This window comes from Microbacterium sp. JZ101, assembly GCF_053903175.1.
This window is the reverse complement of record NZ_CP096400.1, coordinates 2,544,251-2,559,577: the sequence shown is the minus strand read 5'-3', so window position 1 is coordinate 2,559,577 and position 15,327 is coordinate 2,544,251. Positions and strand designations below refer to the sequence as shown.

Here is a 15,327-nt window from a genome sequence, read left to right as displayed (position 1 = left end):
GCACAATCGACGTGCGGGCCCCGCCGATCAAGGAGGATCCTATGGCCAACCCGAGCCCCGGGTATTCGATCACCGTCCGCGTCCAGGCGCCCTCGAGCTACCAGGTCACGAGCGAGCTCGCCGCCGCGGTCGGCGCCGCGGGAGCTCAGGTGACCGCGCTCGATGTCGTCGAGTCGCACGCCGACCGCATGGTCGTCGACGTGACCGCCAACACCTCGTCGCCCGATCACGCCGACCAGGTCGCCGACGCGATCCGCGCGATCGAGGGCGTCGCGGTCGAGCACGTGAGCGACCGCACGTTCCTCATCCACCTGGGCGGCAAGCTCGAGGTCGTGCCCAAGGTCGAGCTGCGCAACCGCGACGACCTGTCCCGCGCCTACACGCCGGGTGTCGCGCGCGTCTGCCTCGCCATCGCCGATGACGAGAAGCTCGCCCGCAACCTCACGGTCAAGCGCAACACGATCGCGGTCGTCACGGACGGATCGGCGGTGCTCGGCCTGGGCAACATCGGACCCTCGGCCGCGCTGCCGGTCATGGAGGGCAAGGCGGCCCTGTTCAAGCAGTTCGCCGACGTCGACGCCTGGCCCGTGTGCATCGACACGCAGGACACCGACGAGATCGTCAAGATCGTCAAGGCGATCGCCCCCGTCTACGGCGGCGTGAACCTCGAGGACATCGCCGCTCCCCGGTGCTTCGAGATCGAGGCCCGTCTGCGCGAGGAGCTCGACATCCCGGTCTTCCACGACGACCAGCACGGCACGGCGATCGTCGTGCTCGCCGCGCTCAACAACGCGCTCCGCGTCGTCGACAAGCGCATCGAGGACATCGAGGTCGTCGTCTCGGGCGTCGGCGCCGCCGGCCACGCGATCATCCAGCTCCTCCTCGCCGCCGGCGTGCGCCGCATCGTGGCGGCCGGCCGCTCGGGCGTCATCTCTCGCGGCGAGGAGTACGCCGACGAGCACCGCCGGTGGATCGCCGAGAACACGAACCAGCAGGGTCTCACCGGCTCGCTCACCGAGGCGGTCGCCGGCGCCGACGTCTTCATCGGCGTCAGCGCGCCGGACGTGCTCACCGAGGAGGCCGTCGCGACGATGGCACCGCGCTCGATCGTCTTCGCCCTCGCCAACCCCGACCCGGAGATCGATCCGGTCATCGCCGGACGGCACGCGGCCGTGGTCGCCACGGGCCGCAGCGACTACCCGAACCAGATCAACAACGTGCTCGCGTTCCCCGGCGTGTTCCGCGGGCTGCTCGACGCGGGCGTCAACGACGTGACGACCGAGATGCTCGTCGCGGCGGCGGAGGCCATCAGCCGCAACGTCTCCGACGAGGAGCTCAACGAGAGCTACATCATCCCCAGCGTGTTCGACCGCGACGTCGCGCGCGATGTGGCCGACGCCATCGTCGCCGTCGCCGAGCGCGACCGCGAGCGCGCACACGAGCCCGTCGCCGCCGCGGCGCACTAGGAGAGGAGCACCATCATGTCGATCCAGATCACCGATCCGGCGCCGGTCGCGCGCGCCGAGGAGATCCTCACCCCCGAGGCGCTCGCCTTCGTCGACGCGCTCCACGAGCGCTTCGCCGCGCGTGTGCCGCAGCTGCTCGACCGCCGCCGCGAGCGACGCGACGAGATCGCCCGCACGCACACCCTCGGCTTCCTGCCGGAGACGGCCGACGTGCGCGCCGGCGACTGGCGCGTGCCCGAGCCGCCCGCCGCCATCCGCGACCGTCGTGTCGAGATCACGGGCCCCGCGAGCCCCGCGAAGATGGCGATCAACGCCCTCAACTCGGGGGCCAAGGTGTGGCTCGCCGACCTCGAGGACGCGTCGGCGCCGACGTGGCACAACGTCGTCGACGCGCAGGTCAACCTGAAGGACGCCGCCCGCGGCTCGCTCTCCTACACCGCTCCCGACGGCCGTGCGTACGCGCTGCGGACGGACGCGCCGCTCGCGGTCGTCGTGGTCCGCCCCCGCGGGTGGCACCTGCCGGAGCACAACGTGCGCTGGGACGGCGAGAGCGCGGTCGGCGCGCTCGTCGACTTCGGACTCCACTTCTTCCACAACGCCCGCATCCTCGCCGACGCGGGGCAGGGGCCGTTCTACTACCTCCCGAAGATGGAGAGCCACCTCGAGGCGCGCCTGTGGAACGACGTCTTCACGTACGCCGAGGACGCCCTCGGGATCGAGCCCGGCACCATCCGCGCCACGGTGCTCATCGAGACGATCACGGCCGCGTTCGAGATGGACGAGATCCTCTACGAGCTGCGACCGCACGCGTCGGGTCTCAACGCCGGGCGCTGGGACTACCTGTTCAGCATCATCAAGAACTTCCGCGACGCGGGGGAGGCGTTCACCCTGCCCGACCGTGCGCAGGTGCAGATGACCGCGCCCTTCATGCGCGCGTACACCGAGCTGCTCGTGCAGACGTGCCACAAGCGCGGCGCGTTCGCGATGGGCGGCATGGCCGCCTTCATCCCGAACCGCCGCGAGCCCGAGGTGACCGAGCAGGCCATCGCGAAGGTCCGCGCCGACAAGCTGCGCGAGGCGAACGACGGCTTCGACGGCTCGTGGGTCGCGCACCCCGACCTCGTGCCCGTGTGCCGCGAGGTGTTCGACGAGGTGCTCGGCGAGCGGCCGAACCAGATCGACCGCCAGCGCCCCGACGTGCGCATCGAGGGCCCCGAGCTCCTCGACGTCCGCTCGGCGGGCGGCACGGCGACGCTCGACGGCCTCCGTCTGAACCTCTACGTCGCCGTCGCGTACACGGCGGCCTGGCTCGGGGGCAATGGCGCGGTCGCGATCCACAACCTCATGGAGGACGCGGCGACCGCCGAGATCTCCCGCTCGCAGGTGTGGCAGCAGATCCGCAACGGCGTCACGCTCGACTCGGGCGAGACCGTCACGCGCGATCTCGTCGAGCGCATCCTGGACGAGGAGGTCGAGCGCCTGCGCGGCGAGGTGCCCGGCGACGACTTCGAGCGGCTCTACGTGCCGGCCTCGCGGCTCGTGCGCGACATCGTGCTCTCCGAGGAGTACGCCGACTTCCTGACCAACGGCGCCTACGACGAGGTCGTGGCACGATGACGGCCGCTCGCGCGGTCGAGGTGGCCGGATCGCTCGGCGAGTCGGACTACGCCGAGGCCGACGCCGCGCTCGCCGCGACCGACCGGCTGCTCGTCGAGAGCTATCCCGGCGACACGGGTGCGCGCCAGCCGATCCACACCGTCTACGTCCCCGGCCACCTCTACCGGCCCGGACTCGCGGGGGAGTGGGGCGCCGCGGCGCTCGAGGCCGTCGAGGCATCGGGCGGGCTCCGCGCTCTCGTGTCCGACCTCGTCGGAGACGCGGAGGCAGACGTCATCGTCGAGCGCGTCTCGGCGAAGCTGCGCACCGAGCCGATCGAGGATCTCCGGATCGACTTCGAGGACGGCTTCGGCGACCGTGGCGACGAGCAGGAGGACGCCGCCGTGGTCGCCGCGGCGGAGGCGCTCGCCGATGACGTCGCTGCCGGCACCGCGCCGCCGTTCGCGGGCATCCGCTTCAAGTGCTTCGAAGCCCCGACGCGGCGCCGCGGCATCCGCACGCTCGACCTGTTCCTGACGACCCTCGCGGCGCGCGGGGAGCTCCCCGAGGGGCTCGTCCTCACGCTGCCCAAGGTGACGACGGTCGACCAGGTGCGCACGATGGTCTCGCTCCTCGAGCGGATCGAGGAGCGCCTGGGGCTCGTCCCCGGCCGCCTCGGGTTCGAGGTGCAGGTGGAGACACCGCAGCTCATCCTCGCCGCTGACGGCACCGCACCCGTCGCGACGCTGATCCACGCCGGCAAGGGGAGGATCACCGGCCTCCACTACGGCACGTACGACTACTCCGCATCGCTCGGGGTCTCCGCGGCGTACCAGTCGATGGAGCACCCGGCGGCGGATCACGCGAAGGCCGTGATGCAGGTCGCGGTGGCCGGCACGGGCGTCCGCCTCAGCGACGGCTCGACGAACGTCGTGCCGACGGGCGACCCCGAGCGCGTGCGCGACGCGTGGCGCCTGCACGCGCGGCTCGTCCGCCGCTCGCTCGAGCGCGCGTACTACCAGGGGTGGGATCTGCACCCTGCGCACCTGCCGAGCCGCTTCATCGCCAGCTACGCGTTCTTCCGCGACGGCCTGGGCGGCGTCGCCACGCGCCTGCGCGACTACGTCGAGCAGAACTCGGGCGGCTTCCTCGACGAGCCCGCGACCGCGCGAGCGCTCGCCGGGTTCCTCGTCCGCGGCGTCCAGTCCGGAGCCGTCACTTCCGAAGAGCTGCGCGAGCGCGTGGGCATCGACGAGCAGGCGCTCGTCGCCCTGGCCCACCCCCGCCGCGCCTGAGAGGACCCCATGCCCATCACCACTCCCACCTACGACTACGCGACGATCGACCCGACGCTGCCGCCGCAGACCGACTCCCTCGGGTCGGCCGCGATCGTCACGGAGGCGTACACCGTCATCCCGCGCAGCGTCATGCGCGACATCGTCGCGAGCGTGCTGCCCGAATGGCGCGGCACCCGCGCCTGGATCCTCAACCGCCCCGTCGCATCGGGTGCGACGACCTTCGCGCAGCTCGTGCTCGAGGTCGAGCCCGGTGGAGGGTCCGACGGGCCCGAGCCCCAGGCCGAGGTCGAGGGCTTCGTCTTCGTCCTCACCGGGTCGGTGTCGGTCGAGATCGACGGCGAGCGCCACGAGCTCACGCCGGGCGGCTTCGCGTACATCCCCCCGGCCGCGCGCTGGTCGCTGCGCAACGACGGCGGCCAGACGGCCCAGTTCCACTGGTTCCGCAAGCGCTACGAGCGCGTCGAGGGACTCGAGCCCCGCGCGTTCGCGGGGAACGAGCAGCAGATCGAGCCGGCGCCGATGCCCGGCACAGACGGCGCCTGGCGGACGACGCGGCTGTTCGACGTCGAGGACCTCGCCTACGACTTCCACATCACGGTCGTGACGTTCGAGCCCGGTGCGAAGATCCCGTTCCTCGAGACGCACGTCATGGAGCACGGCATCTTCGTCCTCGAGGGCAACGCGGTCTACCGGCTCAACGACGACTGGGTCGAGCTGCAGCCGGGCGACTACTTCTCCCTGCGGGCGTTCTGCCCGCAGGCCTGCTACGCGGGCGGTCCCGGGGTGTTCCGGTACCTGCTCTACAAGGACGTGAACCGTCAGATCACCCTCTGACTCACGGCGCGATGGCCGGGGACCTCGTTGGGGCGGTTCCCGGCCATCGTTGTGTCCGGACGCCGGCGACTGCGGGTTGACGCGCGCCGGGACCATCCGGTAGATTTCACATATCAGAACTAATCTTCCGGATTATGAAACTAGAAAGGCCGGTCCGATGACGTACACGGTGAACTGCTCGATCCTCCTCACCGAGCTGCCGATCGCCGAGCGCCCTGCCGCCGCGAAGGCCGCGGGCTTCGACGCCGTCGAGTTCTGGTGGCCGTTCGCCGAGGCCGTGCCCGCGCAGGACGAGGTCGACGCCTTCGTCCGCGCGATCGAGGACGCCGGCGTGCAGCTCACGGGGCTCAACTTCTTCGCGGGCGACATGCCCGCCGGCGACCGCGGCCTCGTCTCGTGGCCCGCGCGCTCGCAGGAGTTCCGCGACAACCTCGACGTCGTGACCCGCATCGGCGAGCGTCTCGGCACGCGCGCCTTCAATGCGCTGTACGGCCTCCGCCAGGACGACGCGACGCCCGAGGAGCAGGACGCGCTCGGCGCCGAGAACCTCGCCGCCGCGGCGACCGCCGTCGCCCGCATCGGCGGCACGGTGCTGCTCGAGCCCGTCTCGGGCGCCGACCGCTACCCGCTGCGCACGGCGCAGGACGCGCTCGACGTGATCGCCCGCGTCCCGGCGAGCGCCGGCGAGGTGCGCCTGCTCGCCGACTTCTACCACCTCGCGGTCAACGGCGACGACGTCGCCGCGGTGATCGAGGCGCACGCGGCGCGCTTCGGCCACATCCAGATCGCCGACGCCCCCGGGCGCGGCGAGCCCGGCACGGGCGACCTGCCCCTGCAGCAGTGGATCGACCGCAGCCGCGAGCTCGGCTACGACGGCCCGATCGGGCTCGAGTACAAGGCCACGGGCGACGCCCCGTTCGCCTGGCTCGACGCCGCGGCCGCCCGCAGCTGACCGCTTCCCCCGCACAGACATCTCGGAAAGGCAGATCATGACCAGGATCGCGTTCATCGGACTCGGCATCATGGGCCTCCCCATGGCGAAGAACCTCATCTCGGCCGGCCACGACGTCGTGGGCTTCAACCGCAGCCGGGGCGCCGTCGACGCACTCGTCGAGGCGGGCGGCACGGGTGCCGCGTCGATCGCGGAGGCCGTCGCCGGCGCCGACATCGTCGCCACGATGGTGCCCGACTCGGCCGACGTCGAGGCCGTCGTGGGCGGCTCGGAGGGCGTGTTCGCCCACGCGCAGAAGGGCGCCGTCTGGATTGACTTCTCGAGCATCCGGCCCGACGTCTCGGCGCGACTCGCGGAGGCCGCCGCCGAGGCCGGCCTGCGCGCGCTCGACGCGCCCGTGTCCGGCGGAGAGGCCGGGGCGATCGAGGGCGTGCTCTCGATCATGATCGGCGGCGACGAGGCCGTCGTCGAGGAGGTCCGCCCCGTTCTCGAGGCGGTCGGCAAGACGATCGTCCGCGTCGGTCCCGCCGGCTCGGGCCAGACGGTCAAGGCGGCCAACCAGCTCATCGTCGCCGGCACGATCGAGCTCGTCGCCGAGGCCCTCGTCTTCCTCGAGGCGTACGGCGTCGACACGACGAGCGCCGTCGAGGTGCTCGCAGGCGGACTCGCCGGCAACCGGATCCTCGATCGCAAGGCCGCGTCGATGATCAAGCGCGAGTTCGAGCCGGGCTTCCGCATCGACCTCCACCACAAGGACATGGGCATCGTCACGAGCGCCGCCCGTGAAGCCGGCGTCCACATCCCGCTCGGCGCCCTCACCGCCCAGCTCATGGGCGCCGCTCGTCAGAAGGGCTACGGGTCGCTCGACCACTCGGGCCTCCTCCTCCTCGTCGAGGAGCTCTCCGGCCGCGCGAGCAAGGCGTAGCCCCACCCTCACCTCCCGCAGCGGAAGCGGCCTCGGCCCTCGCGGCGACAAGACCATCAGGAGACCATCATGACCAAGATGCGCGCCGTGGACGCGGCAGTGCTCATCCTCGAGAAGGAGGGCGCCACGCAGGCCTTCGGCCTGCCGGGCGCCGCCATCAACCCGTTCTACTCCGCCATGCGCGCCCACGGCGGCATCCGCCACGTGCTCGCCCGCCACGTCGAGGCGGCGAGCCACATGGCCGAGGGGTACACCCGTGCCGAGCCGGGCAACATCGGCATCTGCATCGGAACGTCGGGCCCTGCCGGCACCGACATGATCACGGGCCTGTACTCGGCATCCGCCGACTCCATCCCGATCCTCTGCATCACGGGCCAGGCGCCGGTCGCCAAGCTCGACAAGGAGGACTTCCAGGCGGTCGACATCGCCTCGATCGCGGCTCCCGTGACGAAGATGGCGAAGACCGTGCTCGAGGCCGGCCAGGTGCCCGGCGTCTTCCAGCAGGCGTTCCACCTCATGCGCTCGGGCCGTCCCGGCCCCGTGCTCATCGACCTCCCGATCGACGTGCAGCTCACCGAGATCGAGTTCGACATCGACCTGTACGAGCCGCTGCCGATCGCGCGCCCCGCGGCCACCCGCGGCCAGCTCGAGGCCGTGCTCGACCTCATCGAGTCGTCCGAGAGGCCCGTGCTCGTCGCGGGCGGCGGCATCATCAACGCCGACGCGTCGGACGACTTCGTCGCGCTCGCCGAGGAGCTCGGCCTTCCCGTCATCCCGACCCTCATGGGCTGGGGCGTCATCCCCGACGACCACGCCCTGCACGCGGGGATGGTGGGCCTGCAGACCCAGCACCGCTACGGCAACGAGAACCTGCTCGCCTCCGACGCCGTGATCGGCATCGGCAACCGCTGGGCGAACCGCCACACGGGCGCCCTCGACGTCTACCGTGCGGGCCGCCGCTTCGTCCACATCGACATCGAGCCCACGCAGATCGGCCGCGTGTTCGCGCCCGACCTCGGCATCGTGTCGGACGCGGGTGCCGCGATCCGCGGACTGCTCGAGCTCGTCCGCGAGCGCAAGGCGGCCGGGTCGCTCCGCGACCGGTCGGCCTGGGTCGCCGAGACGCAGGAGCGCAAGGCGACGCTGCAGCGCAAGACGCACTTCGACAACGTGCCGATCAAGCCGCAGCGCGTGTACCAGGAGATGAACGCCGCGTTCGGCCGCGACGTCCGCTACGTCTCGACGATCGGCCTGTCGCAGATCGCCGGCGCGCAGCTGCTCCACGTGTACCGCCCGCGTCACTGGATCAACTGCGGTCAGGCCGGACCCCTCGGCTGGACGCTGCCCGCGGCGCTCGGCGTCGTGACCGCCGACCCGACGAAGACCGTCGTCGCGCTGTCAGGCGACTACGACTTCCAGTTCCTCATCGAGGAGCTCGCGGTGGGCGCGCAGTTCAAGCTGCCCTACATCCACGTGCTCGTGAACAACTCCTACCTGGGCCTCATCCGCCAGGCGCAGCGCGCGTTCGACATGGACTACCACGTGTCGCTCGCGTTCGACAACGTCAACAGCCCCGAGACCGAGGGCTACGGCGTGGACCACGTCAAAGTGGCCGAGGGCCTCGGCTGCAAGGCGATCCGCGTGCGCGAAGCGGGCGACCTCGCGGGCGCGTTCGAGCAGGCGAAGAAGCTCATGGAGGAGCACCAGGTGCCGGTCGTGGTCGAGGTCATCCTCGAGCGCGTCACCAACATCTCGATGGGCGCAGCGGGCATCGACGCGATCAACGAGTTCGAGGACCTCGCCGAGGGCCCCGAGGACGCGCCGACCGCGACCATCCCGCTGCGTCCGGCCGCCGTCACGGCCTGAGCAGGACGCCCGGAGGACGCGCGTGCGCATCGTCATCGCCCCCGACAAGTTCAAGGGGTCTCTCAGCGCGGAGCAGGTCGCGCAGGCCGTCGCCGACGGCCTGCGCGACGAGCTCCCCGACGCGGAGATCGACCTCGCGCCGGTCGCCGACGGCGGCGAGGGCACGGTCGACGCGGCGGTCGCCAACGGGTTCGCCCGGCACGCGGCGGTCGCGTCCGGGCCCCTCGGCGAGCCGGTCGCGGCGACGTGGGCGCAGCGCGACGACCTCGCCGTCATCGAGATGGCGACGGCCTCGGGCCTCGAGCTCGTGCCCGAAGCCGAGCGCGACGCGCTGAGGGCGTCGTCGCGCGGCACGGGCGACCTGATCCGGGCCGCCCTCGGCCGCGGTGCACGCCGGCTCGTGCTCGCGGTCGGGGGATCGGCCTCCACCGACGGGGGAGCGGGCATGCTCGCGGCCCTCGGCGCGCGTCTCCTCGACGAGGAGGGGCGCGAGGTGCCGGATGGCGGTGCAGCGCTCGCGCGCGTCCGCCGCGTCGACCTGTCGGGGCTCGATCCCCGGCTCGTCGGCGCGGAGATCGTCCTCGCGAGCGATGTCGACCATCCGCTGCTCGGGGCGCGCGGTGCGGCGCGCGTCTTCGGGCCCCAGAAGGGAGCATCGCCCGCCGACGTCGAGACCCTCGACGCCGCGCTCGCGGTGTTCGCCGACGCCCTCGAGGCCGCAGCGGGCGTCGCTGCCCGCGACCTGCCCGGTGCGGGCGCGGCCGGCGGCGTCGGCTTCGGCGCTCTCGCGGCGCTGCGCGCTCGACGCCGTGCGGGCGTCGACGTCGTGCTCGACCTCACCCGTCTCGCCGACCGTCTGCGGGGGGCGGACCTCGTCGTGACGGGTGAGGGCTCGCTCGACGAGCAGAGCCTCGGGGGGAAGACGCCGCTGGGCGTCGCGCGCACGGCGGCGGCCGCGGGGGTGCCCGCCGTCGCCGTGTGCGGCCGGTCGCTCCTCGGCGAGGAGCGCTGGCGGGAGGCGGGGTTCGCCGCGTGCTACGCGACGAGCGACCGCGCCGTCGACGCGGCGGCGAGCATCCGCGACGCCGCCATCCACCTGCGCGCGATCGGCCGCGACATCGCCGCGCAGCATCTCGCGGCCCGTTCCGCGAAACTGATGAGAGACCATTCGAAAGGAGCGACGATGTCGTCGCAGACCGAACACAGTGCAGACTCGACAGCCGCCTCGACGCTTCCCCGCGAGCGCTACGACCTCGTGATCCGGGGCGAGCGGGTGCTCACGACCTCGGGCCTGCGCCCGCGCGAGGTGGGCGTGCGGGATGGCCGGATCGTGGCGCTCCAGCCGCTCGGGAACGCGCTCGAGGGCGACGAGGTCGTCGAGCTGGCCCCAGGCGAGACCCTCATCCCGGGCCTCGTCGACACCCACGTGCACGTCAACGAGCCCGGCCGCACCGAGTGGGAGGGCTTCGCCTCCGCGACCCGCGCCGCGGCCGCCGGCGGCGTGACGACGATCATCGACATGCCGCTCAACAGCATCCCGCCGACGATCGACGTGCCGGCCCTCGAGGAGAAGCGCGCCGTCGCGCGCGACCAGGTGCACATCGACGTGGGCTTCTGGGGCGGCGCCGTGCCCGGCAACACGTCGTCCCTGCGCGACCTGCACGACGACGGCGTCTTCGGATTCAAGTGCTTCCTGCTGCACTCGGGCGTCGACGAGTTCCCGCCGCTGGACGCCGACGAGATGGAGCACGACATGCGCGAGCTCGCATCGTTCGACTCCGTCATGCTCGTGCACGCCGAGGACTCGCGCGCCATCGACCGCGCGCCCTCGCCCGAGGGCGACGACTACGCGAAGTTCCTCGCCTCGCGCCCCCGCGGCGCCGAGAACATCGCGATCGCCGAGGTCATCGAGCGCGCCCGCTGGACCGGGGCGCGTGCGCACATCCTGCACCTGTCGTCGTCCGACGCGCTGCCGATGATCCGCTCGGCGAAGCGCGACGGCGTGCGGCTCACGGTCGAGACCTGCCCGCACTACCTGACCCTCACCGCCGAGGAGATCCCGACGGGCGGCACGCAGTACAAGTGCTGCCCGCCGATCCGCGAGGCCGGCAACCGCGAGCTGCTCTGGGAGGGCCTGCAGGACGGCACGATCGACTTCATCGTCTCGGACCACTCCCCGTCGACGCTCGACCTGAAGGACCTCGAGAACGGCGACTTCGCGGTGGCATGGGGCGGCGTCTCCTCGCTGCAGCTGGGGCTGTCGCTCGTGTGGACCGAGGCGCGTCACCGCGGCATCGACTTCGAGACCGTGGTGTCGTGGATGAGCGACCGGCCGGCGCAGTTCGCGGGGCTCACCGGCAAGGGGCGCATCGCGCCCGGCTACGACGCCGACTTCGCGGTGTTCGCCGACGACGATGCGTACGTCGTCGACGTCGCGAAGCTCCACCACAAGAACCCGATCACGCCGTACGCGGGCCGCGCGCTCTCGGGTCTCGTGCGCCGCACGTACCTGCGCGGTCAGGTCGTCGACGGCAGCACCCCGCGGGGGCAGCTCCTCCGCCGCGGCATGATCGACTGACGCACGGCCGCCGGATGGCGGCTGCGGCTAACATGGCTCGACGTGCCCGTGAACCCCGCAGCCGCCATCCGACCCTCCTCGGCGACGGCGTCGTCCGCCCCGCGGATCACCGTCGCCGCGATCGCCTTCCTGCGAGCGGATGGCGCGGTGCTGACCGTGCGCAAGCGCGGCACGCGCGCGTTCATGCTGCCGGGCGGGAAGCCCGAGGCGGGGGAGAGCGCGGTCGACACGGCCATCCGCGAGGTGCGCGAGGAGCTCGGGCTGGAGATCGCGCCCGCCGACCTGCGCCTGCTGGGCACCTTCGCGACCCGTGCGGCCAACGAGGCCGATTACGCGCTGCTCGCCACCGTGTTCACGACCCGCACTCCGGTCGAGCCGGTCGTGCAGGCCGAGATCGACGAGCTCCGGTGGGTCGTCCCGGTCGCGGCGGTGGACGATCCGTCACAGGCGCCGCTCAACCGCGAGCACGTCTTCGCCCGCCTCGCCGTGCTCTGACCGCCCGCCTCCTTCGTGAGACTAGCGTCGGTCGTCGAGACTGGCGTTCCCCGCACTGGTCTCGGCGACGGGCGCTGGTCTGGATGGCGGCAGCCCTCCGAGCGGGGCGCCGGCAGCCCGCCGCGTGGGGCTCTGACCGCCCGCCGACTACACTCGTCCGGTGGCCAAACTCTACTTCCGCTACGGGGCGATGAACTCGGGCAAGTCCACCGCCCTCCTGCAGGCCGCGTACAACTACGAGGAGCGCGGGCAGGCCGTCCTCCTCGCCAAGCCCGCGATCGACACGAAGGGCGCCGACCAGATCGAGTCGCGCCTCGGCGTCACCCGCACGGTCGACTTCCTCATCGATGCGGATGACGATGCCGGCGAGCTCTTCGCGCGTCACCGTGAGCACGTCCGTCGCGAGGCGAGCCGCGCCCTGTTCGCAGGAGACCGTCCGCGCGACGTCGCGTGCCTGCTCATCGACGAGGCGCAGTTCCTCACGCCCGCGCAGGTCGACCAGGTGTTCCGCATCGCCGTGCTCGAGGACATCCCGGTGATGGCGTACGGCATCCGCACCGACTTCCGCACCCAGGCGTTCCCGGGCTCGCGGCGTCTCCTCGAGATCGCCCACGCCCTCGAGGAGCTGAAGACGATCTGCCGCTGCGGCCGGAAGGCGCTCTTCAACGGCCGCAAGGTCGCAGGGCGGTTCGTGTTCGACGGCGACCAGGTGGCCATCGACGCCGAGGGCGCCGCCGTGCGCGACGAGCACTTCGTGACCTACGAGTCGCTGTGCGGCGTCTGCTACCTCGAGGAGTCCGGCGGCGTGCTCACGCCCGCGTGATGCATGTTGACGTCAACATGGCCGGAGCCGTAGCCTGAGGGCATGCGAGTACTCCTTGCCGGCGGAGCCGGATACATCGGTGCGCACACTGCGGTGGCGCTCGTCGAAGCCGGCCACGAGGTCGTGCTGCTCGACAACCTCGACAACACGAGCGACGTCGTCGCCTCGCGCATCGAGCAGATCACGGGGACGCCCGTGGCGCTCGTCGTGGGCGACGCGGCCGACGACGAGGTCGTGGGGGCGGCGTTCGCCGAGCACGGGCCGTTCGAGGCGATCATCCACTTCGCCGCGCACAAGGCGGTCGGCGAATCGACCCAGAAGCCGCTCGAGTACTACGCGAACAACCTCGACTCGACGTTCGCGCTGCTCCGCGTGGGGCTCGCCAACGGCATCCGCTCGTTCGTCTTCTCCTCCACGGGGACCGTCTACTCGAACCCGGCCGACCTGCCGTTCCGCGAGACGGGCACGCGCGACCTGGTCGAGCTCTCGAACCCGTACTCGAAGAGCAAGCTCATCAACGAGGTCATCCTCGCCGACGTGCAGAAGGTGAACCCCGAGCTCAACGTCACGCTGCTGCGCTACTTCAACCCGGTCGGCGCGCACGAGTCCGGTCTCATCGGCGAGGACCCGCAGGGGATCCCCAACAACCTCATGCCGTTCGTCGCACGCGTGGCCGTCGGCTCGCTGCCCGAGATCAACGTCTTCGGCGACGACTACGACACCCCGGACGGCACGGGCCTGCGCGACTACATCCACGTCGTCGACCTCGCCGAGGGGCACGTCGCGGCGCTCGAGAAGGCGCAGCCCGGGCTCGCGAGCTACAACCTCGGCACGGGTCGCCCCGTGAGCGTGCTCGAGCTCATCGCATCGTTCGAGAAGGCCGTCGGCCGCGAGCTGCCCAAGGTGATCGCGCCGCGACGCCCGGGCGACATGGCCGCGACATACTGCGACCCGGCGAAGGCCGAGTCGGAGCTCGGATGGAAGGCGCGCTTCGGCATCGACGACATGACGTCGAGCGTCTGGAACTGGCAGCAGAAGAACCCGCGCGGCTACGCCAGCTGACGCGCCAGACGACGAAACGGCCTCCGGATGATCCGGAGGCCGTTTCGTCGTATGGCGGGCGCTCAGACGCGCACGGGGAGTGCCGGGATGAGCTCCTCGAGCTTCTCGACGGTGTCCTCCCAGCCCGTCACCGAGACGCACGCGACGCCCATCGCGAGGACGGGGTAGTCGTTGCCGTCGGCGTCGAGCCGGTCGCCGTAGAAGAGCATGTCGTCGAGGTCGATGCCGGTCTCCTCGGCGAGCTGGCGCATGCCGTAGGCCTTGTCGATGCCCTTGCGGGTGATGTCGACCGAGGTCGAGCCGCCCGAGCGCACCTCGAGGTCGGGCACGCGCGCGGCGACGGCGTCGCGCAGCGCGGACTTCTTCTCGCTCGTCGGGTCCCACGCCTTCTTCGCGTCGACGGGCGCCTCCTGGCCGAGGGCCGAGAACGTGATCTGCGAGCCGCGGTCCTCGAGGATCGGGCCCCAGGTCTGCGTCTCCCAGAAGCCGAGGCGCTTGGCCTCCTCCTCGACCGCGGCGAGGGCGCGGCGCTTCTCGTCGTCGGTGAGCTCGCGCGCGTACACCGCCGAGAAGTCGTCGCCCGTGTGACGGAAGTACTGGGTGCCGCACGTCGGCAGGAGGTGGATGTGCGAGAGCGCCTCGGGAGCCTCGGGGAGGCGGTCGACGACCTGCATGCGGAACTGCTGGATCTGCCCGCCCGAGATGATCGCGACCTCGACGCGCTCCGCGAGCGCGATGAGCAGCTCGCCGATCCGCGGCTCGATGGGCGACTTCGAGGGAGCGAGGGTGTCGTCGAGGTCGAAGGCGACGAGGCGGGGCGTGGCAGGCATGTCTCTCCGGATGTCGGATGGGGCACGAACCGGACAAGCCTACGCGACACGCCCTGAGAACGCGGGGAGGGATGGTCCCCGTCGACCCGCGTAATGAAACGGCGGCTCGCGCGTCTCATGAGCAGGGGAGGGATCCGCGGACGGAAGGGGAGAGGCATGAGTGCCGATGAGATGGCCCACATCGCGTCGATCGTCGCGCTCGCCGCGTCGGCCGCCGGGGGTCTGCTCGTGCTGATCAGCGCCTTCGTCGTCGGCCGCACGCGCCGGCGCACGGCGGTGCCGCGGCGCCCGGGCGGTCGGCGCGCCTGACGCGCCACCCGAGGCCGATGGCCGGGACAGCAGAAGGGCCGGTTCCGATGGAACCGGCCCTTCTCGTGTGGTCGGGGTGACAGGATTTGAACCTGCGGCCTCGTCGTCCCGAACGACGCGCGCTACCAAGCTGCGCCACACCCCGTGGCAACCCGTCTACTCTACCCGATCCGACGCGGTGAGCCGAATCCGGCGTGTCCCCGGGAGTGCCGCGGCTTCGGCGCCGCCCCGAGGAGGAGCGGGGCGCGGATGGCGGCGGTCCTGTGCCTCGGGCCGGGCGGGTGTCGACGCTG

General features: G+C 71.7%; 13 protein-coding genes, 1 tRNA gene and 1 pseudogene. 13 read left to right on the top strand and 2 right to left on the bottom strand.

What is annotated here, in order from left to right; all coding sequences use genetic code 11:
* Positions 1-41 precede the first annotated feature (41 nt).
* The 12 genes and pseudogenes from M1D56_RS11880 to galE all read left to right on the top strand — a co-directional run bounded on the left by M1D56_RS11880 (position 42) and on the right by galE (position 13,895).
* Positions 42-1,466, top strand: coding sequence for a malic enzyme-like NAD(P)-binding protein (locus M1D56_RS11880; protein ID WP_456283674.1), 1,425 nt, complete (start codon positions 42-44; stop codon positions 1,464-1,466).
* Positions 1,467-1,481: 15 nt separating this feature from the next.
* Complete coding sequence (gene aceB / locus M1D56_RS11875) at positions 1,482-3,083, top strand: malate synthase A (RefSeq protein ID WP_456283673.1); 1,602 nt, start codon at positions 1,482-1,484, stop codon at positions 3,081-3,083.
* Positions 3,080-4,357 (top strand): DUF6986 family protein, encoded by a 1,278-nt coding sequence (locus M1D56_RS11870; protein ID WP_456283672.1) that lies wholly within the window; start codon positions 3,080-3,082, stop codon positions 4,355-4,357. Before aceB ends, M1D56_RS11870 begins: the two co-directional genes overlap by 4 nt.
* A 9-nt stretch (positions 4,358-4,366) precedes the next feature.
* Positions 4,367-5,194: a bifunctional allantoicase/(S)-ureidoglycine aminohydrolase gene (locus tag M1D56_RS11865; protein ID WP_271173937.1), complete on the top strand. Its 828-nt coding sequence runs from the start codon at positions 4,367-4,369 to the stop codon at positions 5,192-5,194.
* Between the two features lie 157 nt (positions 5,195-5,351).
* Positions 5,352-6,146, top strand: a complete 795-nt coding sequence (locus M1D56_RS11860; RefSeq protein ID WP_282979717.1) for a hydroxypyruvate isomerase family protein — start codon at positions 5,352-5,354, stop codon at positions 6,144-6,146.
* A 37-nt stretch (positions 6,147-6,183) separates the two neighbouring features.
* Positions 6,184-7,071, top strand: a complete 888-nt coding sequence (locus M1D56_RS11855) for a 2-hydroxy-3-oxopropionate reductase (protein WP_271173935.1) — start codon at positions 6,184-6,186, stop codon at positions 7,069-7,071.
* Between the two features lie 69 nt (positions 7,072-7,140).
* Positions 7,141-8,937 (top strand): glyoxylate carboligase, encoded by a 1,797-nt coding sequence (gcl, locus tag M1D56_RS11850; RefSeq protein WP_456283671.1) that lies wholly within the window; start codon positions 7,141-7,143, stop codon positions 8,935-8,937.
* A gap of 22 nt (positions 8,938-8,959) precedes the next feature.
* A pseudogene (locus M1D56_RS11845) lies at positions 8,960-10,084 on the top strand (glycerate kinase); the annotation flags it as partial.
* A gap of 36 nt (positions 10,085-10,120) precedes the next feature.
* On the top strand, positions 10,121-11,515 hold the full coding sequence (allB, locus tag M1D56_RS11840) for an allantoinase AllB (protein ID WP_456285238.1): 1,395 nt from the start codon (positions 10,121-10,123) through the stop codon (positions 11,513-11,515).
* Between the two features lie 42 nt (positions 11,516-11,557).
* On the top strand, positions 11,558-12,010 hold the full coding sequence (locus tag M1D56_RS11835) for an NUDIX hydrolase (RefSeq protein WP_456283670.1): 453 nt from the start codon (positions 11,558-11,560) through the stop codon (positions 12,008-12,010).
* A gap of 160 nt (positions 12,011-12,170) precedes the next feature.
* Positions 12,171-12,833, top strand: coding sequence for a thymidine kinase (locus M1D56_RS11830; protein ID WP_271173930.1), 663 nt, complete (start codon positions 12,171-12,173; stop codon positions 12,831-12,833).
* Positions 12,834-12,875: 42 nt separating this feature from the next.
* Positions 12,876-13,895, top strand: a complete 1,020-nt coding sequence (gene galE, locus M1D56_RS11825) for a UDP-glucose 4-epimerase GalE (protein ID WP_271173929.1) — start codon at positions 12,876-12,878, stop codon at positions 13,893-13,895.
* A gap of 62 nt (positions 13,896-13,957) precedes the next feature.
* Here the strand turns inward: galE and M1D56_RS11820 are convergent, their stop codons facing one another.
* The gene (locus tag M1D56_RS11820; RefSeq protein WP_271173928.1) at positions 13,958-14,725 is read right to left on the bottom strand and encodes an HAD-IIB family hydrolase; all 768 of its coding nucleotides are present in this window, start codon (positions 14,723-14,725) and stop codon (positions 13,958-13,960) included.
* A gap of 156 nt (positions 14,726-14,881) precedes the next feature.
* Here M1D56_RS11820 and M1D56_RS11815 point away from each other — a divergent pair, with 156 nt between their 5' ends.
* Positions 14,882-15,034: a hypothetical protein gene (locus tag M1D56_RS11815; protein WP_271173927.1), complete on the top strand. Its 153-nt coding sequence runs from the start codon at positions 14,882-14,884 to the stop codon at positions 15,032-15,034.
* Positions 15,035-15,102: 68 nt separating this feature from the next.
* Here M1D56_RS11815 and M1D56_RS11810 read toward each other — a convergent pair.
* Positions 15,103-15,179 (bottom strand) — tRNA-Pro (locus M1D56_RS11810).
* Between the last annotated feature and the right edge of the window lie 148 nt (positions 15,180-15,327).

Coding starts and splice junctions, on each gene's coding strand:
- M1D56_RS11860 (WP_282979717.1), top strand. CDS start 5,352: ATGACGTACACGGTGAACTGCTCGATCCTCCTCACCGAGCTGCCGATC.
- M1D56_RS11855 (WP_271173935.1), top strand. CDS start 6,184: ATGACCAGGATCGCGTTCATCGGACTCGGCATCATGGGCCTCCCCATG.
- M1D56_RS11865 (WP_271173937.1), top strand. CDS start 4,367: ATGCCCATCACCACTCCCACCTACGACTACGCGACGATCGACCCGACG.
- M1D56_RS11880 (WP_456283674.1), top strand. CDS start 42: ATGGCCAACCCGAGCCCCGGGTATTCGATCACCGTCCGCGTCCAGGCG.
- aceB (WP_456283673.1), top strand. CDS start 1,482: ATGTCGATCCAGATCACCGATCCGGCGCCGGTCGCGCGCGCCGAGGAG.
- gcl (WP_456283671.1), top strand. CDS start 7,141: ATGACCAAGATGCGCGCCGTGGACGCGGCAGTGCTCATCCTCGAGAAG.
- M1D56_RS11820 (WP_271173928.1), bottom strand. CDS start 14,725: ATGCCTGCCACGCCCCGCCTCGTCGCCTTCGACCTCGACGACACCCTC.
- M1D56_RS11870 (WP_456283672.1), top strand. CDS start 3,080: ATGACGGCCGCTCGCGCGGTCGAGGTGGCCGGATCGCTCGGCGAGTCG.
- galE (WP_271173929.1), top strand. CDS start 12,876: ATGCGAGTACTCCTTGCCGGCGGAGCCGGATACATCGGTGCGCACACT.
- M1D56_RS11815 (WP_271173927.1), top strand. CDS start 14,882: ATGAGTGCCGATGAGATGGCCCACATCGCGTCGATCGTCGCGCTCGCC.
- allB (WP_456285238.1), top strand. CDS start 10,121: ATGTCGTCGCAGACCGAACACAGTGCAGACTCGACAGCCGCCTCGACG.